The sequence below is a fragment of the Acinetobacter sp. YH16051 genome, from assembly GCF_013417135.1.
Taxonomy (GTDB): Bacteria; Pseudomonadota; Gammaproteobacteria; order Pseudomonadales; family Moraxellaceae; genus Acinetobacter; species Acinetobacter towneri.
In genome coordinates, this window is the sequence record NZ_VPEN01000003.1 from 246,004 (window position 1) to 264,126 (window position 18,123).

Genomic DNA, 18,123 nt, shown 5'->3' on the forward strand with positions numbered 1-18,123 from the left:
TAACAGCATGATGTAATGAGGCTATTATGGGCAAGAATGTTGTGGTACTTGGTACCCAATGGGGCGACGAAGGTAAAGGTAAGATCGTCGACCTGCTCACAGATCAGGCGGCGGCAGTCGTTCGTTATCAAGGCGGACACAACGCAGGCCATACTCTCGTGGTTGGTGGTAAGAAAACTGTATTACACCTCATTCCATCAGGTATTTTACGTGAAAACGTACTGTGCTTAATTGGTAATGGTGTAGTACTTTCTCCTGAAGCACTCATTAAAGAAATGGGTATTTTGGAACAAGAAGGCGTGCCAGTGAAAGAGCGTTTACGTATTTCACCAAACTGTCCGCTTATTTTGCCGAACCACATTGCACTTGACCAAGCACGTGAGAAAAAACGTGGTAATGCCAAAATTGGTACAACAGGTCGTGGTATTGGCCCAGCTTATGAAGACAAGGTTGCACGTCGTGCGATTCGTGTTGCTGACTTGGTTCGTGGCGGTGAAGCACTACGCGCTCAATTGACTGAATTATTGGACTATCACAACTTCCAATTGACACAATACTACGGTGTTGAAGCAGTTCAGTTAGATGAAGTTTTAGCGCTATGTGACCAATGGCGTGAAGTGATTGCACCATTAGTGGTTGATGTAACGACTGAAATTCATAATTACCGTAAAAACGGTGACAACATTATGTTTGAAGGTGCGCAAGGTTCATTACTTGATGTTGACCACGGTACTTATCCGTATGTGACTTCATCGAATACAACTGCGGGCGGTGTAAGCTCTGGTTCAGGCTTAGGTCCATTACATTTAGACTACGTTTTAGGGATTACCAAAGCTTATACCACACGTGTAGGTGCAGGCCCATTCCCAACTGAGTTGGTGTATGACGCAGCAAATGACGTAGGTGATGCGATTGGTAAACACTTAGGTACTGTGGGTCACGAGTTCGGTGCTTCTACAGGTCGTCAACGTCGTTGTGGTTGGTTTGATGCCGAAATTTTACGTCGTTCAGTCGATGTAAACTCACTGTCTGGTATCTGCTTGACCAAGTTAGACGTATTGGACGGTTTAGAAGAAATCAAAATCTGCGTAGGTTATGAAAATACCGATTCAGGTTGTGTAGGTTCTTCTGATGCGCTTGCATACGAAAACTTAAAGCCAATTTATGAAACAATGCCAGGTTGGTCTGAATCAACTGTGGGTGCGACCAGTGTAGAACAATTGCCTGAAAATGCAGTGAACTACATCAAACGTCTTGAGCAGTTAATTGAATGTCCAATCGACATTATTTCTACAGGTCCAGACCGCGCAGAAACTATCGTATTACGTCATCCATTTGATGCTTAAGTCGTTGTGATTTAGCATAGCATTTAAGCTCTGATGATGTACTCAGCCCTGTCTAAATGATGGGGCTTTTTATTGCTGTTGTTTCAGTTTCAATAGCGACTCATTTTTGGAAACATTATAGATGATGCTGAGTGAGTTGTTTTTTCAAGACTAAAGTTGCAGATGACTGGCGCTGTGCAGAGCAGGGTGGCTTGTTACAATGGCTTTAGAAAATTAAATTTAATTAAGGTTATGCAGGATGCATAAAAATATTACCAGTACGATTTTTTATTCTTTATTGTTTGCGATGGGCGGCGCACCGACCATTGCCATGATGCTGATTTTATCGCAAAAGCATGATCCGAATATTATGTATCAGGCATTTATTGGTTTAAGCGTTATTTTTGCCTGTATTTTGGTGCCACTGATTCTGATTCAAAATGCTTACCTACTCTACAAACGCAAAAATCCAGAAATGGAAGAAAAAGTAGAAGTAGTGTCTAAAATTTACTTGGGTTTAAATGTTTTCTGTTTAGTATTTTGGTTATGTTATCAATTTCTTTACTAGGGTAGTGATTGATCGCTCAGACATACAATCTGTACACAGCTTAGGCGTTGTTTACATAAATGATATGATTATGAAGTGATTATAGATTTAAAGCCTTGAATTGATTTCATATAATTGATTGGTATGAAGATAGCTCGCAAGGCGGAGATTATTATAATGAACAAAAAACTGATGTTAAGTTTATGTGCCGCAGGCGCAATCACAGTTTCAGGGTGTACGACTGTTGCAGACATGGCGGGTGCAGATACTGCGACCTTAAATGCAACTGCAACCAAAAGCTATAATGAAATGGTGCAAGACGCACGCAATAAAAATCAGTTAGACACAAGCTCCACCACGTATAAACGTATCAATACTGTGTTTCAGCGTTTGATTCCACATGCCAATCAAATGAACCAAACAGGTCAGCCTTTCCAGTGGCAATTGGCGGTACTTAAGTCTGATCAAGTCAATGCTTTTGTCGCACCTGGTGGTAAAGTGGTGTTCTACACTGGTATTGTGAATAAACTGAATTTAACTGATGCTGAAATTGCCGCAATTATGGGGCATGAAATGGTGCATGCTTTAGAAGAACACGCGAAAAGTAAAATTGGTGCACAGGCTTTAACCAATATTGCCTTGAACGTAGGTTTAAGTGCGGCAGGCAATAACGTTGGTCAATTGGGTGCAGCAGCAGCGCAATTGGGTACCCAAATTGGGATTGGCTTGCCATATTCACGTAATTTGGAAAGTCGTGCCGATCAGGGTGGTTTAATGCTGATGGCGCGTGCAGGTTATAACCCACAAGCTGCAATTACCCTTTGGGAAAAAATGAACAAGCTTGAAGGTGGCGGCGGTGCGTCCTTCTTATCGACTCACCCATCGAACAGTCAGCGTATTGAAGCAATGCGTAAAAACTTGCCAGCAGCACAAGCGCTATATAACCAAAGTCGTCGTTAAGATGACCTCAGCCAGTTCAACTGGTTAAGATAAAACACAAAAAAGATGCGCATGGTTTTATGCGCATCTTTTTTTTGAAGACTTTTTGACTTTAAACAGCATAAAAATGATGAGTTATTGCTGAGTTCATATTTTTAATTTCATTTTAAAGCAGTGCTTAAAATAAAATTAGGGCGCTGGATTGGGTTGTTGACGATGAATGGCTTCAATGCCTTGTAAAATTTCATCTGATAAGGTGATGTCAAAGGCATCAATATTTTCTTTGAGTTGCGCCATATTCGTCGCGCCAATAATGGTACTTGTCACAAAAAATTGCTGCTTGATAAATGCCAGCGCCAGTTGCGTCAAACTCAAGCCGTGTTGTTCTGCAAGTTGGGCGTATTGCTCGGTTGCCCATTCGCTTTGTGGATTACTGTAACGGCTAAAACGTGAATATAGCGTGACACGTGCATTGGCAGGGCGTGCGCCATGACGGAATTTACCAGTTAAATAACCAAAAGCCAAAGGTGAGTAGGCGAGTAGTCCAACACCTTCATAATGGGCAATTTCAGACATACCAATTTCATAAGTACGATTCAGCAGGTTATACGGATTTTGTACGCTAACAAATTTGCTTAATCCTAACTGTTCTGCCAAGTGTAAAAACTTCATGGTGCCCCACGGGGTTTCATTCGACAGACCTATATAGCGAATCCGTCCTTTTTGAATTTCTTGTTGCAACGCGGTTAAGGTTTCAGCAAGGTCGGTTACTTCTTGCGTATTTTGTGCTTCTTGGTTGCCATAACCAAGTTTGCCAAAAAAGTTGGTTGGGCGTTGTGGCCAGTGCAGTTGGTATAAGTCGATATAGTCGGTTTGCAGGCGTTTTAAATTGCCATCCAGTGCAGAATGAATATCCTCTGCGTTAAAGCGGGTTTTGCCATCTCGAATATGACTGCCGCCTTGCGAAGGGCCTGCAATTTTAGAGGCTAAAAACAATTTGTCACGTCCGCCACGTTGTTGTAACCAATTGCCAATAATAGTTTCAGTTGCACCTTGAGTTTCTACTTTTGGTGGTACGGGATACATTTCTGCGGTATCCCAAAAATATAAGCCTCGTTCTAGCGCATAATCGAGTTGTTGAAAGGCTTCTTGCTGGGTATTTTGTTCACCAAATGTCATGGTGCCTAAACAGATTTCTGGAACTAGAATGCCTGTTTTTGCCAAAGGTCTAAATTGCATCTTAGCATCTCGCTTAACATTGTCTTTATGAAGTCATGTCCTAAGAGGCTAAACCATTTTGAGCCGCTTGTGGCAGTTAAAATTGCTGATGCTTTGTAATGGTCGTAAGAATTATATTTTTATAGTTGAAAATGGCTATAAGTTATATACAGGCAATAAAAAAGCAAATCCGAAGATTTGCTTTTTTAATGAGCATATAGATGGTTTACTCGTCATCAAAGTTGCCATCAGTGGATTCATTTTGCTCCAAAGAAGCATCAAAAATCAGAATGGCTTTACCATCAGTTTCAATCATGCCTTGTTCTTCAAGTGTTTTTAGAACACGCCCGACCATTTCACGTGAACAGCCGACAATACGACCAATTTCTTGGCGTGTAATACGAATTTGACGACCGTTTGGCAAAATCATGGCTTCTGGTTGCGCAGAAAGATCAATCAAGCAACGTGCAATACGACCAGACACATCTATAAAGGCAAGGTCAGTTACCTTACGTGTAGTATTTTTTAAACGACGTACCAGCTGTGCAAAAACGGCATAGCTTAAGTCAGGATATTGTTTGCTGAGTTCGTGGAAGTTTTCATAAGTAATTTCTGCAATTTCACAGACATCACGAGTACGAACTTCTGCAGTACGTTGTGGATTCGATTCAAACAGACCCATTTCCCCAAAAAAGTCGCCTGGATTCAAATATGCCACAACAATTTCGCGATCATCATCTTCGCGAAGAATAATTGATACTGAACCTTTTAAAATCAAATATAACGATTTAGATTCAGTCCCCGCATCAACAATAGTTGTCCGTTTTGGATAACGGTTGATGTATGCACGTTTTAATAATGCTTTGACTGAGTCAGGCAGTTGTCCAGGGGACAATGCATCAGTGCTCAGCTGTGAAAAGTTTGAAGTCATGCTAACGGTTCCGAAAATGGATAAATAATAGATCGCACAAGACCTAGTCTGAACTTGTCACACAGTAGAGATGAAATTCCTTATCAACTCAAGTTATGTTAGTGTACAAATACCCGTGTCAATTTATAGTTTTTTTTAGGTAGTTGCAATGCAAACAAGTGTTCAGTGGTTAGAGAACGTTGCTTTTGAAGCCAAATCGGAAAGTGGTCATTCTGTGGTGATGGATGGATCTGCAGAATATGGCGGTGAAAACCGTGGTCCACGTCCTATGGAGTTAATCTTAATGGGACTTGGTGGTTGTGCTTCATTCGATATTGTGACTATTTTAAAGAAATCACGCCAAGAAGTGACGCATGTTGAATGTCAGTTAAAAGCAGAACGTGCCGATAGCATCCCTGCCGTGTTCACCAAAATTCATTTGCATTTTGTGGTCAAAGGCAAGGCTGTCAAGGAAAAGCAGGTTGCGAAGGCGGTTGAACTTTCAGCAGAAAAGTACTGTTCTGCAAGTAAAATGCTATCTGATGGTGGCGTCGAAATTAGCCATGATTTTGAAATTATTGAACAAGATTAAGCTTTGACTGATAGGTCATACAATGGTTGGTATATTTTGCCAATCATTGTAACTAAATATTTCAAATGGCATAAATAACAATCAAAAGCCTTTAATTGATTGATATGCAAGTGTATGTCAATGACTCAACTAAAATAAAAAATTACCAGACTAAACTTGAAATTTACTTTAATCAGTCCAATATTATTACTGAAATCTATCTGTTAATTTTAATTAAGATTTTGAAAAATATATAAAAAATTTAATTGAAATTTACGCCTGCGTTCCCATATATCCATCAAGTACACAATTTGTTGTGAGGAATAACAAGAATGCGTTTTGAAAAGTTTACCAACCGACTACAGCAAGCTTTATCCGATGCCCAATCTCTTGCGATAGGGAAAGATCATACTGCCATTGAAGGCATTCACTTATTGGCGACTTTGCTCGAAGAAGCTTCCAATGTCAGTTTATTACAACAAGCAGGCGCAAACCTACGTGATTTGCAAAGCAAATTACAGCAAGCGATTGCCGATGCACCGACTTTGGCCAATCCAACAGGCGATATCAACTTAAGTCCAGATGCGGTTAAAGCCTTGAATTTGGCTGACAGTTTTGCCCAAAAAGCAGGTGATGAGTTCTTGTCAACCGATTGGTTGATGCTGGGTTTGACCGAAGTGGGCGCGACCAAAACACTACTGAACAGTGTAGGCGTGACCTCAGATAGTTTGCGTAGCGTGATTGACAAAATTAGAGGGGATGAAAAAGTCATGAGCAATAATCACGAAGATCAACGTGACTCACTCAATAAATATACCATCGATTTAACCGAACGTGCGTTGGCGGGCAAGCTAGACCCTGTAATTGGTCGTGATGATGAAATTCGCCGTACCGTTCAGGTGTTGTCACGCCGTACCAAAAACAACCCAGTACTCATTGGTGAACCTGGTGTGGGTAAAACTGCGATTGTTGAAGGTTTGGCTCAGCGTATTGTGAATGGTGAAGTGCCAGAAAGCTTAAAAGGTAAACGTGTTTTATCTTTAGATTTGGGCTCATTGTTGGCAGGTGCGAAATATCGCGGTGAGTTTGAAGAACGCCTAAAAGCGGTCTTAAAAGACTTGGCGAAACAAGAAGGTGAAGTCATCTTATTTATTGATGAATTACACACACTTGTGGGTGCAGGTAAAGGCGACGGTGCCATGGATGCAGGCAATATGCTGAAACCTGCATTGGCGCGTGGCGAATTGCGCTGCGTCGGTGCCACTACTTTAGATGAGTATCGTCAATATATTGAAAAAGATGCGGCTTTAGAGCGTCGTTTCCAAAAAGTATTGGTCGATGAGCCAAGTGTAGAAGACACCATTGCAATTTTACGAGGTCTCAAAGAACGCTACGAAGTGCACCACGGGGTGAAAATTTTAGATTCGGCGATTATTGCCGCCGCTAAAATGTCGCACCGTTATATCACTGACCGTCAACTTCCCGACAAGGCAATTGATTTGGTGGATGAGGCAGCGTCACGGATTAAAATGGAGCTAGATTCTAAGCCTGAAGCCTTAGATAAATTAGAGCGCCGTTTAATTCAATTAAAACTGCAACTTGAAGCCGTGAAGAAAGATGAAGATGCAGGCAGCCGTGCTGAAGTTGCACATCTGGAAAAACAAATTATTGAAGTTCAGAATGAATACAATGATTTGGAAGAAGTCTGGAAAGCGGAAAAAACCTTGGTTGAAGGCACCAAGCAAATTCAGACTCAGCTTGATCAGGCACGTATGGCATTGCAAAAAGCGCAGCGTGAAAATGACTTGGCGGAAATGTCACGTTTACAATACGGTGTGATTCCTGAGTTGGAAAAACAACTGGCACAAGATGAGTTGGTTGAAGAGAAAGAAGAACCAAAATTATTGCGTAACAAAGTTACGGACAATGAAATTGCTGAAGTCGTGAGTGCTGCAACGGGCATTCCTGTATCGAAAATGCTGCAGGGTGAACGTGAAAAATTGCTACACATGGAAGATTTCTTGCATAACCGTGTGGTGGGGCAAGATGAAGCTGTGGTGGCGGTGTCGAATGCGGTACGTCGTTCACGCGCAGGTTTGTCTGATCCTAACCGTCCAAGTGGTTCGTTCCTGTTCCTTGGCCCAACAGGGGTAGGTAAAACAGAATTGACCAAAGCGTTAGCGAACTTCTTGTTTGACAGCGATGACGCCATGATTCGGATTGATATGTCTGAATTTATGGAAAAACACTCGGTCAGCCGTTTGGTCGGTGCGCCTCCAGGCTATGTCGGTTATGAAGAAGGTGGTGTATTAACCGAAGCAGTACGTCGTAAACCGTACAGTGTGGTGCTGTTTGATGAGGTGGAAAAAGCCCATCCAGACGTATTTAACATCTTGTTGCAGGTGTTGGATGATGGACGCCTAACCGACTCGCAAGGTCGCGTGGTGGACTTTAAGAACACTGTAATTGTGATGACTTCTAACTTGGGTTCACACGAAGTACGTGAATTGGGTGACAATCCAACACGTGAAGAAGTGCGTACCGTGGTCATGGCCGCAGTTTCACAACATTTCCGCCCTGAGTTTATTAACCGTATTGATGAGTTGGTGGTGTTCCATTCACTGGAAAAAGCACAAATTCGTGGCATTGCCGATATTCAATTGGATCGTTTACGTGCGCGTTTAAGCGAACGCGACTTGAGCTTGTCGATAGACGATACTGCATTTGATCAATTGATTGAAGCAGGTTTTGACCCAGTCTACGGTGCGCGTCCATTGAAACGTGCAATTCAGCAACAAGTGGAAAACACATTGGCGCAAAAAATCCTCGCAGGTGACTTTGTTGCAGGTGATACGATTTTAATTAAAGCTGAAAATGGTCATTTGCTGTTTGAAAAAATGAAACTCAGCTAATTGGCTATGTGTAAGCAACTTTTAAGAAACCCAGCTTCGGCTGGGTTTTTTATGACTGACAATTTAGGTCACATAAGTAAAATTTTTGGTAAAAAATGACAGCTATTTTTAATATTTTGTGATGAATATTATATTTAAGTGATTTATTTGCAAAACAATTATCTTTTTTAAAGAAGATTAATTATAATTTATTGTTCAATAAGAATAGATAAATTCTGAGCAGAATCTATGTCAAAAATAGTATGGGGTGGAATGGGGGTTGCAGTGTTGGCAGGAGCTGTCACTGCAGGAAATTTATATGCAGATAAGAGCCTGCGTGAGCATTATCAACAAAATTTAAATCCTGTACCCAATGTGAGCGTCCAATATACGGACTACGACATGGGGACTTTAACAGGTACTGCCAAATGGAAAATGACCATTATTGCAGACCCATGTAATGCTAAAGAAAAACTGGTGTTTCACGGACAAGATCAAATTCAGCGGACATGGAAAGGTTACCAAATTGATTCTAAAATGAATCTGGAACAAGGGCAGGGACAATTTTCCGAGTTCTTTCAGCAGCCTCTAAATGTGACAACGCAAGTGAATTGGTTGGGTGTATCGACCACGAAATTGAGCATACCTGCTATAGAGAAAAAAGAAGCAGGACTTGAAGCTAAATTTTCTCCTATGCAGATTGAGTTTCAGGCGAAACAAAGTCAGGGGCAGCAGAAAATTGTAAATATGAGTTTTGATGTGCCTCAATTGACGGTGCTGGATCAATTTGGACATCTTCAAGTAAAAGGCATGCAGTTTAAAACCAATCAGGCTTTGAATGTGCAGTCTTTAGAGCCGGGCTATTTCCAATTCAGTATTGCAGAAATGCAGCGTCAAGACCCAAAAGCAGTGGGTTCAGGCAAAATGAAAGACTTCAGTTGGCGTATGGATACTCAACTGCATGAGCGCACGGTAGATATTCAATCGAAATTTAAAATTGCCGAGTTAGGTTTAAATAATGTGCCTGCCATGCAAGACCTGCAAGTGAATTGGGATGTTAAAAACTTGCAGCGCAGTAAAATGCAGACGTTTCTTGATATTGTGCAAAAACAAAACAACTCATGCCTAGAAGCGGAAAACTTTGAGAAAGAAGTTCAACAAGCCTTGTTGGCTGTGATTAATGAGGGCTTTCAGTTCGAATCCAAGAAGAATCAGTTGAAATTAGGCACAGGCAGTATTCGGGCAGATTTGGTTGGTAAAGTGATGCCAGGGCATCAAACCACTGTAGAAGGCTTAGCGAAAATGTTCCCAAGTTTATTGGAAATGCAAACCGATGTGAGTTTTAACAAGCAAGTGGTCAAAACCATTATGAATAATTATATGAATGCTGCAGGTAAAAGCATGTCTGATCAAGAGTTGGAACAGATACTCAGTGCGATGCAAAGCAATCAGCAAATTCAACGTGATGGTGATGAATTTAAACTGTCGATGCATTATCAATATGGTGAAAAGAAGTTTTTAACTGGTCAATAATCTAGATACTGATCTACGATAAAACAAAGCCTGTTCAAATGAACAGGCTTTGTTGTATTGCCATATCGTTTATTTAAACAGGCGGGTGCTGAATTTTCCAAGCACGGTGGATTTTGGTGTTGCGTTTGAAATCTTGCCCAATGGTTTCATGGCTAATTTCCTGCACATCAAACATGGCTTCAATTTCTTCATCCATTTCAAAACCACGGTAGTTGTTGGAGAAGTACAGCGTTCCGCCTGTGGTTAAGCGGTTCATGGCACGCTTAATTAAAGAAACGTGGTCGCGTTGTACGTCAAATGTTCCGTAGAACTTTTTAGAGTTTGAGAAAGTTGGTGGGTCAATAAAGATCAGATCATATTGTTCATGACCTTCTTTGAGCCATTCAAAACAATCACTGGCAAAGAATTGATGTTGTTCATCGGCATGGTCTACCGTTAAACCATTCAATACAAAGTTTTCTTTAGACCAATTCAAATAAGTATTGGATAAATCGACGCTGGTGGTACTTGCTGCACCGCCAAGCGCGGCATGTAAACTTGCAGTTGAGGTATAACTGTATAAATTCAGGAAGTGCTTGCCACGTGCTTCTTTGGCAATACGTAAACGCATTTGACGATGGTCAAGGAACAAGCCTGTATCTAGGTAGTCGGTGAGGTTAACCAAAATTTTAGCCTGACCTTCTTGCACAATAAAACGCTTCGAGGCGGTACTTTGTTTGGTGTACTGGTTTTTACCTTCCTGACGGGCACGGGTTTTAATAAATACCGCATCGCGCCCTAAACCTGTGACAGCGCGAATGGCTTGTAAGGCAAGGTTAAAACGCTTTTTGGCTTTTTCAGGATCAATTTTTTTCGGCGGCGCATATTCCTGCACGTGCAAACGGTCGCCGTATAAATCGACTGCGACATTAAAGTCAGGTAAGTCTGCATCGTATAAACGCAGGCAATGCACATTTTCTTTCACCGCCCATTTTTTCAGGCTCTGCATGTTTTTTTGCAAACGGTTGGTGAAATCTTCTGCGCCTTCAATGGGTTCAAACTGTTGCGGTTGCCAATCTGCTAAGAATGGGCGTGCGAATGTTGCAGGTTTGATCGTACCAAAACGGACATAAATTGGCAGTTTACCGTTCATCAAACGTAAAATTTGCGGGTCATTGAAAGCCAACACATCGGCTTGTTCAACTTGGGCTGCAATGACGGCTGCTTTTTGATTTGGGAAATGCTTTTGCAAGAGGGCAGACAGACCCAAATATAAGGCACGGTTCGAGGCTTTATCGCCCAAACGCTCACCATAAGGTGGGTTGGTTACAATAAAGGCCTTTTTACCTTCGGCTTGAAAGTCGGGCCAGTCAGCCAAAGTACGTTCTTCAATTTGAATCTGATCGAGCAGACTTTCAAAACCTGCCGCAATAATATTTTGCTTGGTGGCTTTGACTGCTTCCCAGTCGGCATCGAAAGCATAGAATTTTGGCAAGGGCTGTTGTAATGCAGTTTGATGGCGTTCTGCCGCTTCTGCTTTAATGCTCATCCACAATTCATGGTCGTGACCTTGCCAACCGTTAAAACCAAAACGACGTACCAAACCCGGTGCACGGTCAGTCAGCATCATCAATGCTTCAATAATAAACGTGCCCGAACCACACATTGGGTCTAAAATAATGTCGGGTTGAATTTGTTGTAATTGACCTTTTTGCAGAATCGCTGCGGCAAGGTTTTCTTTAATTGGGGCATCGGTCATAAAACGACGATAGCCGCGTTTATGCAGTGAATCGCCAGATAAATCTAGGCAGTATGTATGTTCTTTTTTACCTGCCAACACGTATAAGGTAATTTCAGGCTGTTTGATGTCAATGCTTGGACGTTTGCCCACTGCATCCATAAATGAATCGACCACACCATCTTTAACGCGCAAGGTCGCAAATTGGCTGTTCACTTTAATGTCACGCTCTATATGCAAACGCACTGCAAAAGTACTTTGTGGCGCAAAAATCAGTGACCAATCAAAGCTCAGCGCACCTTCATAAAGCTCTTCGGCTACATCGCGCGCGTCGTGACTAAATTCAATTTCGTGTGTGTGAATTGGTGTAAGGACACGTGAGGCTAAACGTGACCACATGCAGACACGATAGGCATTTTCGAGTGTGCCTTTGAAAATTAAACGACCCGGTAAACGTTCGATATTTTGAATACCTAAACCTTGCATTTCTTCTTGCAATAAGGTTTCAAGTCCATCTGCACAGGTGACCCAATATGTAGAAAGACGGGGTTTCGAATTCATGAAAATTTCCAAAAGCAATTCAGCAATCGGCTATTTTACCGTATTTTGTGCTAGAAAACTTAGTGATTTAGCGTGAATCGTGCAGAATTTTAAAGGTCTAGGTTTGAAGAGCTTCAGGGCATTTTTTACTGTTTTTTTCTAAAAAGGCAATGAGGATGTAATGACATCTCTAAAAAATTTTGAGTGATTGTATTGCGGAAAAATAAAAACCTGAATATTCACATGATTGGTATGTATTTTGCTCATACATTGTTGTGATGGTGAACATTTTGCAGATGAGCATCAAATACTGCAAAACAACAATGAAGCGATAAGGGGAATATTTAAATGACCACGGCTACTTTAAACACGGCACAGGCTTTAACAGCAAATAACGAGATTTTTTCAGTTGCCACTTTAATTTATACGCGATTAAGACGGGTCAGTGGACGTGTGATTGATGTCATGTATCTGGTTGAAAATTCAGACTATGCACGTGCTGTGCTGCAATTGGCGCTCGCTACACACGATGAGGAATTGTGCCGTTATGCGCTGCGCTTAAACAGTATATTGGCTAACTTAATGGATGCTGATGCAGAAATAACGTCGCCACAGACTGAAGCGCAGCAATTAGATGCAGTAGAAAATATAGATGACTTGACTGAACCTACAGCTGAAGAAATTTATCGGGCGCAGGTGTCCCATCATTATATAGGGGCATTGCGTTAAACGGTGAATTGTACAGACTATGCCTACATAGCCTGAAGGTTGCGTAGGCAGTTGTAGGCGAAGATTGACCCACCAGATGTTCATCAAGCCCATATCAAGATGATTGGCTAGCAGAGCAGTTAAATATAAATGCCATCCTTTCACATCGCTTTGTAGAGTATTAAGCATGAAAGAAAGTGTAGATGAGTCTGCATGACTTAATTTTTAAAATCATAAGTTTCTTTTGACTAAATCACGCCAAGTTACACTGCTTTGCCAAATCAATTTCTGTATAATGCGTTAACTTAACGTATAAGGAATCTCTCATGCATTTGGCGGCATTGCATACTCCGAGCCAGATTCAATTGAATAAAGATGGGCATTTAAAACACTTTTTAACCATCGAAGGTCTTTCCAAAGAAACCCTCACCCAAATTCTGGACACAGCACAGTCCTTTTTCAATGAACAAAACCAACTGATCACCAATAATTTGCTCGAAGGGCGCACGGTGATGAATTTGTTCTTCGAAAACTCTACTCGTACCCGCACCACATTTGAAGCCGCAGCCAAGCGTCTTTCTGCCAATGTACTCAATATTGATATTGCCCGTTCAAGTACCTCTAAAGGTGAAACTTTGCGTGACACTTTGTGGAACTTAGAGGCGATGGCTGCTGACATTTTTGTGGTGCGTCATTCATCTTCAGGTGCAGCACATTTTATTGCTAAAACGGTTTGCCCAAAGGTTGCCATTATTAATGCGGGTGATGGCCGTCATGCACATCCAACGCAAGCGATGTTGGATATGCTGACCATTCGCCGTGAAACCCAACGACCTTATGAAGAATTAAGTGTTGCGATTATTGGTGATATCAAACATTCACGCGTGGCGCGTTCCGATGTGGCTGCCTTGCAAACACTGGGCTGTAAAGACATTCGCGTGATTGCACCGAACACCTTGTTGCCCTACGGTTTTGATGAATATGGCGCAGGCGTGCGTTTATTTAACAAAATGGAAGAAGGCATTAAAGATTGCGACGTGATTATCACCCTGCGTATTCAAAATGAACGTATTGATTCGCCAGCACTTGCCTCACAAGCCGAATTCTACAAAATGTACGGTTTAAACAAAGAGCGTTTGGCGCTTGCAAAACCAAACTGTATTGTGATGCATCCTGGTCCAATGAACCGTGGTGTCGAAATTGATTCAAGCATTGCCGATGGGCCTCAATCGGTGATTTTAAATCAAGTAACCAACGGTATTGCGGTACGTATGGCGGTATTGGCCTTGGCGATGCAAGGTCAATTGCAAGAACAAGGTTTGATTGACGCGATTGCGGTATAAGGAAAAAGTCATGGCGATTGTAAAAATTGAAAATGTACGTGTGCTTGACCCAATCCAGCAAATTGACCGCGTACAAACGGTATATCTTGAAAATGGCAAGTTGGTTGCAGAAAGTGCAGATATTAGCGAAAGCATAGATGCCCAAGGTCAATGGCTCATGCCAACTATGGTCGATTTATGCGCACGTTTACGTGAACCTGGTCAGCAACAACATGGCACGCTCAAATCTGAAGGCAAGGCCGCACGTGAAAACGGAATTCTGCACTTATTTACGCCACCCGATTCTAAACCAATCGTGCAAGACAACGGTGCACTCATTCATGGTTTGGTCGAAAAAGCCATGTTGGATGGTGGCATTTATTTAGAAGTGATTGGTGCACAAACTCAAGGTTTAAACGGCAAGCAGCCTGCCAATATGGCGGGACTGAAAAAAGGCGGCTGTAGTGCAGTGTCCAATGCCAATGCACCTTTTGAAGATGATGATGTCGTGATTCGCACACTGGAATATGCTGCAGGTTTGGACATGACCGTGGTGTTCTATGCCGAAGAACCGCAAATTGCTAAAGATGGCTGTGTGCATGAAGGTTTTATTGCATCGCGTCAGGGCTTGCCTATGATTCCAACTTTGGCAGAAACCGTAGCGATTGCCAAATATTTGCTGATGATTGAAGCCACAGGTGTACGTGCGCATTTTGGCTTATTGTCTTGTGGTGCATCAGTTGAATTGATTCAACAAGCTAAAGCCAAAGGTTTGCCTGTCACTTGCGATGTGGCGATGCATCAACTGCATTTAACCGATCAAATTATTGATGGTTTTAACTCGTTAGCGCATGTACGTCCGCCACTGCGCTCAGAGCAAGACAAAGCATTACTGCGTCAAGGTGTAAAAGATGGTGTGATTGATGCGATTTGTACTCATCATGAGCCGTTAAATAGCTCTGCAAAAATGGCACCATTTGCAGATACTTTGTCAGGTTTTACTGCATTTGATACTTATATTCCATTTGGGATTCAACTGATTCAGGAAGGTCTGTTCAGTCCATTGGAATGGGTAGAAAAAGTGACACTTGCACCTGCGCGTGTGGCAAAAATGCAAAGTCGTTGGGAACAGGAAGCGGGTTGGGTCTTGGTTGATCCAGAAGTGGAATGGACACTGAACAAAGAAACGATTGTGTCACAAGGCAAAAATACGCCTTTGATTAATCAAGTTGTAAAAGGCAAAGCAGTACGCGTCTTTACTGCTTAATATGCTCTGATTGATATTTTATTTTCAAGTTTAAATAAGAGTCAGCTTCGGCTGGCTTTTTTATTGAATTTTAACAATCCCCAAATAGAAAATCGAAGAAGAGACTCTACATTCCGTTGACTCAAATTTCACAACAAAATCAAAACACCACAATTTATTACATTTGTTTAAATTTTAAGCATATACACTAAAAAACAACTTGAAAACAAAGACAAAAAAGAGGGCATATATATGCAAACAGATTTTATAGACTTGCTCAAACAAAGTGTGTCATCCATTGTATTGGAAGGGGAAACCCAGCATTTGCTTGAAAAAAATCAGGCATTAAATAGTTTTTATCCCATTTTATTGTCTATTTTAAATTCACGACCTGAACTGATTGACAATCTGCTGCGACAACTGAATCCACGTGTGGGCGATGTATTTGGTTCAAATCTATCTTTAAAACAGCAGTTTTTAGATTTGGTCAGCGGCACAGCACCGCAAACCGAAATTGAAAACACCCTGAATCGTTCAATTGCACCAAGTTTAAACTTTTTGGAAAATCAGGCAGGTTCATCTGACCCAGTTGCCATTCAGCATTTACTGCAAAACAATTTAGATTCAATTCAGGCGGCTTTACCGCAGTGGGCAACAGCATTATTGGCTGCTTTGGGGGTAAATAATGCTGCGGGCCAAACCGTACATCAAGCACCTGAAGTCATTGTGACTGAGCCCGTAGAAGAACGCCGTTCGTGGTTATTGCCAATTTTAGCTTTAATTATTTTAATTGGTTTATTGGCATTTTTATTCCGTGCATGTAGTGACCGCAACCAAGCGCCTGCAACCACACAGACCCAAGTGGCAGCGAATCAGGCTGCAATGTTGCAAGTCAGTACAGGCAGTGATGGTAATTTGGTGACCTGTCAAATTTTGCTGAATAATCCAAGCTATATGGAAATTCTGCAGAATGAAGTGAAGCAAATTTTCAATCATCCAACAGGTTGTGGTGCAGAAAATTTTGCCAACTATCATTCGGAATTTATTGATCAGGACGTGATTCCAAGCGTTTTAAAAATGCTGAAAGGTGTACCGAATGTCAATTTAAACTGGGTGGGTAATCAACTGTCTATTCAAGCCGCGAACCCTGCCGATGCAGAGCGTTTAGCCAGTCAAATTCGTCCATTGGCTAAAAACATGACTGTAGTGACTCAGCAACCTGCAGAAACTACAGTAACCGATGTGAATCAGGCTGTAACCAGCAGTATTAGCAATGCCGAGCAGGCTTTGGCTGCAATTAATCCTGACAATATTCAAGCTTTGGATATTGCGACGGCACTCAATATGCAAATCATTAATTTTGATTCTGCATCGACTGAAATTCCAGCAGCCAATAAGTCTATTTTAGATCAGGCTGCGGTATTGATGCAGCGCGCGCCACAAGTGCAATTAACCGTGAAAGGGCATACCGATGCCGTAGGTGATGCCAATGCCAACAAAACTTTGTCACAACAACGTGCGCAAGCAGTGGTCGATTATTTAGTATCACGTGGTGTAAATCCGGGTCAATTGCAAGCCATTGGTTTTGGTTCAGAGCAGCCGATTGCGGCAAATGCAACGCCAGAAGGTCAATTTAAAAACCGCCGTATTGAGTTTGAAGTCTTGAATGTAGATACAGGCACGGTGCGTAGTGTGGAAGATGCTGGCGTGGTAGAGCAAAAGGCGCCTCAATCTTAAAATAGGTCTATTTTCTTGTAAGCCTTCACTTTGCAAAGTGAAGGCTTTTTTATTGTGGATCAATCCCGAAGTATTGTGCAAATATCGAAATTGAAAGTAATTTTTGGATGCTCTTTGGTTTGAGGAATAGTTTTATAAATTAGTGATTTGTTGAGTAGATTGAATAAGTTGAGTGGGAAAGTATGAAAGTCAAAACAAACCCTCTCCCTTGTATTAAGTTTTAAAGCAGTGCATCAAAACTTGCAAAGGAGAGGGTTATTCACTCGAGATAAATTCATCAAGCTGCGACTTTTTGTAAGGCAACACCTGTGACTTTTTGAATTTCATCAAAACTGACATCGGGTGCAAGTTCAATCAACTTTACGCCTTGTGGAGTAATATCAAGCACGCCTAAGTCGGTAATGATACGATGCACCACCGCTTTACCTGTGAGTGGCAAACTGCACTGCGATACAATTTTAGGCGTACCATCTTTGGCACAATGTTCCATCAGCACTACAACTTTTTGTACGCCTGCAACCAAATCCATTGCACCGCCCATACCTTTAACTTTCTTGCCGGGAATCATCCAGTTGGCAAGATCGCCTTGTTCAGAAACTTCCATTGCCCCTAAAATAGCGATATTGACATGCCCGCCACGAATCATGGCAAAGGAATCTGCGCTAGAGAAAAAAGCCGCACCTTTACGCGCTGTCACAGTTTGTTTACCTGCATTGATCAGGTCGGCATCTACAGTTTCGGCAGTTGGGAACTCACCAATGCCAAGCAAGCCATTTTCGGACTGTAACCAGACATTGATATGTTCAGGAATATAATTGGCGACCAGTGTGGGTAAGCCAATGCCTAAATTGACATAAAAACCATCTTCTAATTCTTGTGCAGCGCGCTGCGCCATTTGATTACGCGTCCAAGCCATGTC

At 41.8% G+C, this 18,123-nt stretch carries 14 protein-coding genes; 10 read left to right on the forward strand and 4 right to left on the reverse strand.

The features are described from left to right. Window positions 1-26: 26 nt before the first annotated feature. The 3 genes from FTV41_RS04625 (at window position 27) to FTV41_RS04635 (ending at window position 2,832) form a co-directional block, all read left to right on the forward strand. Entirely contained in the window at window positions 27-1,346 is a 1,320-nt protein-coding gene (locus tag FTV41_RS04625; RefSeq protein WP_004971574.1) for an adenylosuccinate synthase, read from the forward strand. A 238-nt stretch (window positions 1,347-1,584) separates the two neighbouring features. Then, window positions 1,585-1,893, forward strand: a complete 309-nt coding sequence (locus FTV41_RS04630; protein WP_004971573.1) for a hypothetical protein — start codon at window positions 1,585-1,587, stop codon at window positions 1,891-1,893. Window positions 1,894-2,049: 156 nt separating this feature from the next. Further along, window positions 2,050-2,832 carry a M48 family metallopeptidase gene (locus FTV41_RS04635; RefSeq protein WP_004971571.1) on the forward strand — a complete coding sequence of 261 codons (783 nt, stop codon included), beginning with the start codon at window positions 2,050-2,052 and terminating at the stop codon, window positions 2,830-2,832. A 168-nt stretch (window positions 2,833-3,000) separates the two neighbouring features. Here the strand turns inward: FTV41_RS04635 and FTV41_RS04640 are convergent, their stop codons facing one another. Both FTV41_RS04640 and crp read right to left on the reverse strand, forming a co-directional pair. Continuing rightward, window positions 3,001-4,050: an NADP(H)-dependent aldo-keto reductase gene (locus tag FTV41_RS04640; RefSeq protein WP_179989325.1), complete on the reverse strand. Its 1,050-nt coding sequence runs from the start codon at window positions 4,048-4,050 to the stop codon at window positions 3,001-3,003. 205 nt (window positions 4,051-4,255) lie between these two features. Beyond that, a complete protein-coding gene (gene crp / locus FTV41_RS04645) occupies window positions 4,256-4,960 on the reverse strand; it encodes a cAMP-activated global transcriptional regulator CRP (protein WP_004971566.1) in 705 nt (234 codons plus the stop codon). Between the two features lie 148 nt (window positions 4,961-5,108). Here crp and FTV41_RS04650 point away from each other — a divergent pair, with 148 nt between their 5' ends. The 3 genes from FTV41_RS04650 to FTV41_RS04660 all read left to right on the forward strand — a co-directional run bounded on the left by FTV41_RS04650 (window position 5,109) and on the right by FTV41_RS04660 (window position 9,934). Beyond that, window positions 5,109-5,531, forward strand: a complete 423-nt coding sequence (locus FTV41_RS04650) for an OsmC family protein (RefSeq protein WP_004971563.1) — start codon at window positions 5,109-5,111, stop codon at window positions 5,529-5,531. 311 nt (window positions 5,532-5,842) lie between these two features. Further along, on the forward strand, window positions 5,843-8,422 hold the full coding sequence (gene clpB / locus FTV41_RS04655; RefSeq protein ID WP_004971561.1) for an ATP-dependent chaperone ClpB: 2,580 nt from the start codon (window positions 5,843-5,845) through the stop codon (window positions 8,420-8,422). A 228-nt stretch (window positions 8,423-8,650) separates the two neighbouring features. Next, a complete protein-coding gene (locus FTV41_RS04660; RefSeq protein WP_179995349.1) occupies window positions 8,651-9,934 on the forward strand; it encodes a DUF945 family protein in 1,284 nt (427 codons plus the stop codon). Between the two features lie 73 nt (window positions 9,935-10,007). Here the strand turns inward: FTV41_RS04660 and rlmKL are convergent, their stop codons facing one another. Then, window positions 10,008-12,212, reverse strand: a complete 2,205-nt coding sequence (gene rlmKL, locus FTV41_RS04665) for a bifunctional 23S rRNA (guanine(2069)-N(7))-methyltransferase RlmK/23S rRNA (guanine(2445)-N(2))-methyltransferase RlmL (RefSeq protein WP_004971555.1) — start codon at window positions 12,210-12,212, stop codon at window positions 10,008-10,010. 327 nt (window positions 12,213-12,539) lie between these two features. Between rlmKL and FTV41_RS04670 the strand changes: the two genes are divergently transcribed. The 4 genes from FTV41_RS04670 (at window position 12,540) to FTV41_RS04685 (ending at window position 17,204) form a co-directional block, all read left to right on the forward strand. Further along, complete coding sequence (locus tag FTV41_RS04670) at window positions 12,540-12,920, forward strand: hypothetical protein (RefSeq protein ID WP_179991197.1); 381 nt, start codon at window positions 12,540-12,542, stop codon at window positions 12,918-12,920. A gap of 305 nt (window positions 12,921-13,225) precedes the next feature. Continuing rightward, entirely contained in the window at window positions 13,226-14,242 is a 1,017-nt protein-coding gene (locus FTV41_RS04675; protein ID WP_004971550.1) for an aspartate carbamoyltransferase catalytic subunit, read from the forward strand. A 10-nt stretch (window positions 14,243-14,252) separates the two neighbouring features. After that, the gene (locus FTV41_RS04680) at window positions 14,253-15,488 is read left to right on the forward strand and encodes a dihydroorotase (protein ID WP_004971548.1); all 1,236 of its coding nucleotides are present in this window, start codon (window positions 14,253-14,255) and stop codon (window positions 15,486-15,488) included. 231 nt (window positions 15,489-15,719) lie between these two features. After that, window positions 15,720-17,204 carry an OmpA family protein gene (locus FTV41_RS04685; RefSeq protein ID WP_178318494.1) on the forward strand — a complete coding sequence of 495 codons (1,485 nt, stop codon included), beginning with the start codon at window positions 15,720-15,722 and terminating at the stop codon, window positions 17,202-17,204. Window positions 17,205-17,481: 277 nt separating this feature from the next. On the opposite strand, the gene FTV41_RS04690 is transcribed toward FTV41_RS04685, so the two are convergent. Then, on the reverse strand, window positions 17,482-18,120 hold the full coding sequence (locus tag FTV41_RS04690; RefSeq protein WP_004971544.1) for a CoA transferase subunit B: 639 nt from the start codon (window positions 18,118-18,120) through the stop codon (window positions 17,482-17,484). Between the last annotated feature and the right edge of the window lie 3 nt (window positions 18,121-18,123).

What these genes read in the sequence shown, in the direction of transcription:
- FTV41_RS04625 (WP_004971574.1), top strand. Translation starts at nt 27, where the DNA reads ATGGGCAAGAATGTTGTGGTACTTGGTACCCAATGGGGCGACGAAGGT.
- FTV41_RS04630 (WP_004971573.1), top strand. Translation starts at nt 1,585, where the DNA reads ATGCATAAAAATATTACCAGTACGATTTTTTATTCTTTATTGTTTGCG.
- FTV41_RS04635 (WP_004971571.1), top strand. Translation starts at nt 2,050, where the DNA reads ATGAACAAAAAACTGATGTTAAGTTTATGTGCCGCAGGCGCAATCACA.
- FTV41_RS04640 (WP_179989325.1), bottom strand. Translation starts at nt 4,050, where the DNA reads ATGCAATTTAGACCTTTGGCAAAAACAGGCATTCTAGTTCCAGAAATC.
- crp (WP_004971566.1), bottom strand. Translation starts at nt 4,960, where the DNA reads ATGACTTCAAACTTTTCACAGCTGAGCACTGATGCATTGTCCCCTGGA.
- FTV41_RS04650 (WP_004971563.1), top strand. Translation starts at nt 5,109, where the DNA reads ATGCAAACAAGTGTTCAGTGGTTAGAGAACGTTGCTTTTGAAGCCAAA.
- clpB (WP_004971561.1), top strand. Translation starts at nt 5,843, where the DNA reads ATGCGTTTTGAAAAGTTTACCAACCGACTACAGCAAGCTTTATCCGAT.
- FTV41_RS04660 (WP_179995349.1), top strand. Translation starts at nt 8,651, where the DNA reads ATGTCAAAAATAGTATGGGGTGGAATGGGGGTTGCAGTGTTGGCAGGA.
- rlmKL (WP_004971555.1), bottom strand. Translation starts at nt 12,212, where the DNA reads ATGAATTCGAAACCCCGTCTTTCTACATATTGGGTCACCTGTGCAGAT.
- FTV41_RS04670 (WP_179991197.1), top strand. Translation starts at nt 12,540, where the DNA reads ATGACCACGGCTACTTTAAACACGGCACAGGCTTTAACAGCAAATAAC.
- FTV41_RS04675 (WP_004971550.1), top strand. Translation starts at nt 13,226, where the DNA reads ATGCATTTGGCGGCATTGCATACTCCGAGCCAGATTCAATTGAATAAA.
- FTV41_RS04680 (WP_004971548.1), top strand. Translation starts at nt 14,253, where the DNA reads ATGGCGATTGTAAAAATTGAAAATGTACGTGTGCTTGACCCAATCCAG.
- FTV41_RS04685 (WP_178318494.1), top strand. Translation starts at nt 15,720, where the DNA reads ATGCAAACAGATTTTATAGACTTGCTCAAACAAAGTGTGTCATCCATT.
- FTV41_RS04690 (WP_004971544.1), bottom strand. Translation starts at nt 18,120, where the DNA reads ATGGCTTGGACGCGTAATCAAATGGCGCAGCGCGCTGCACAAGAATTA.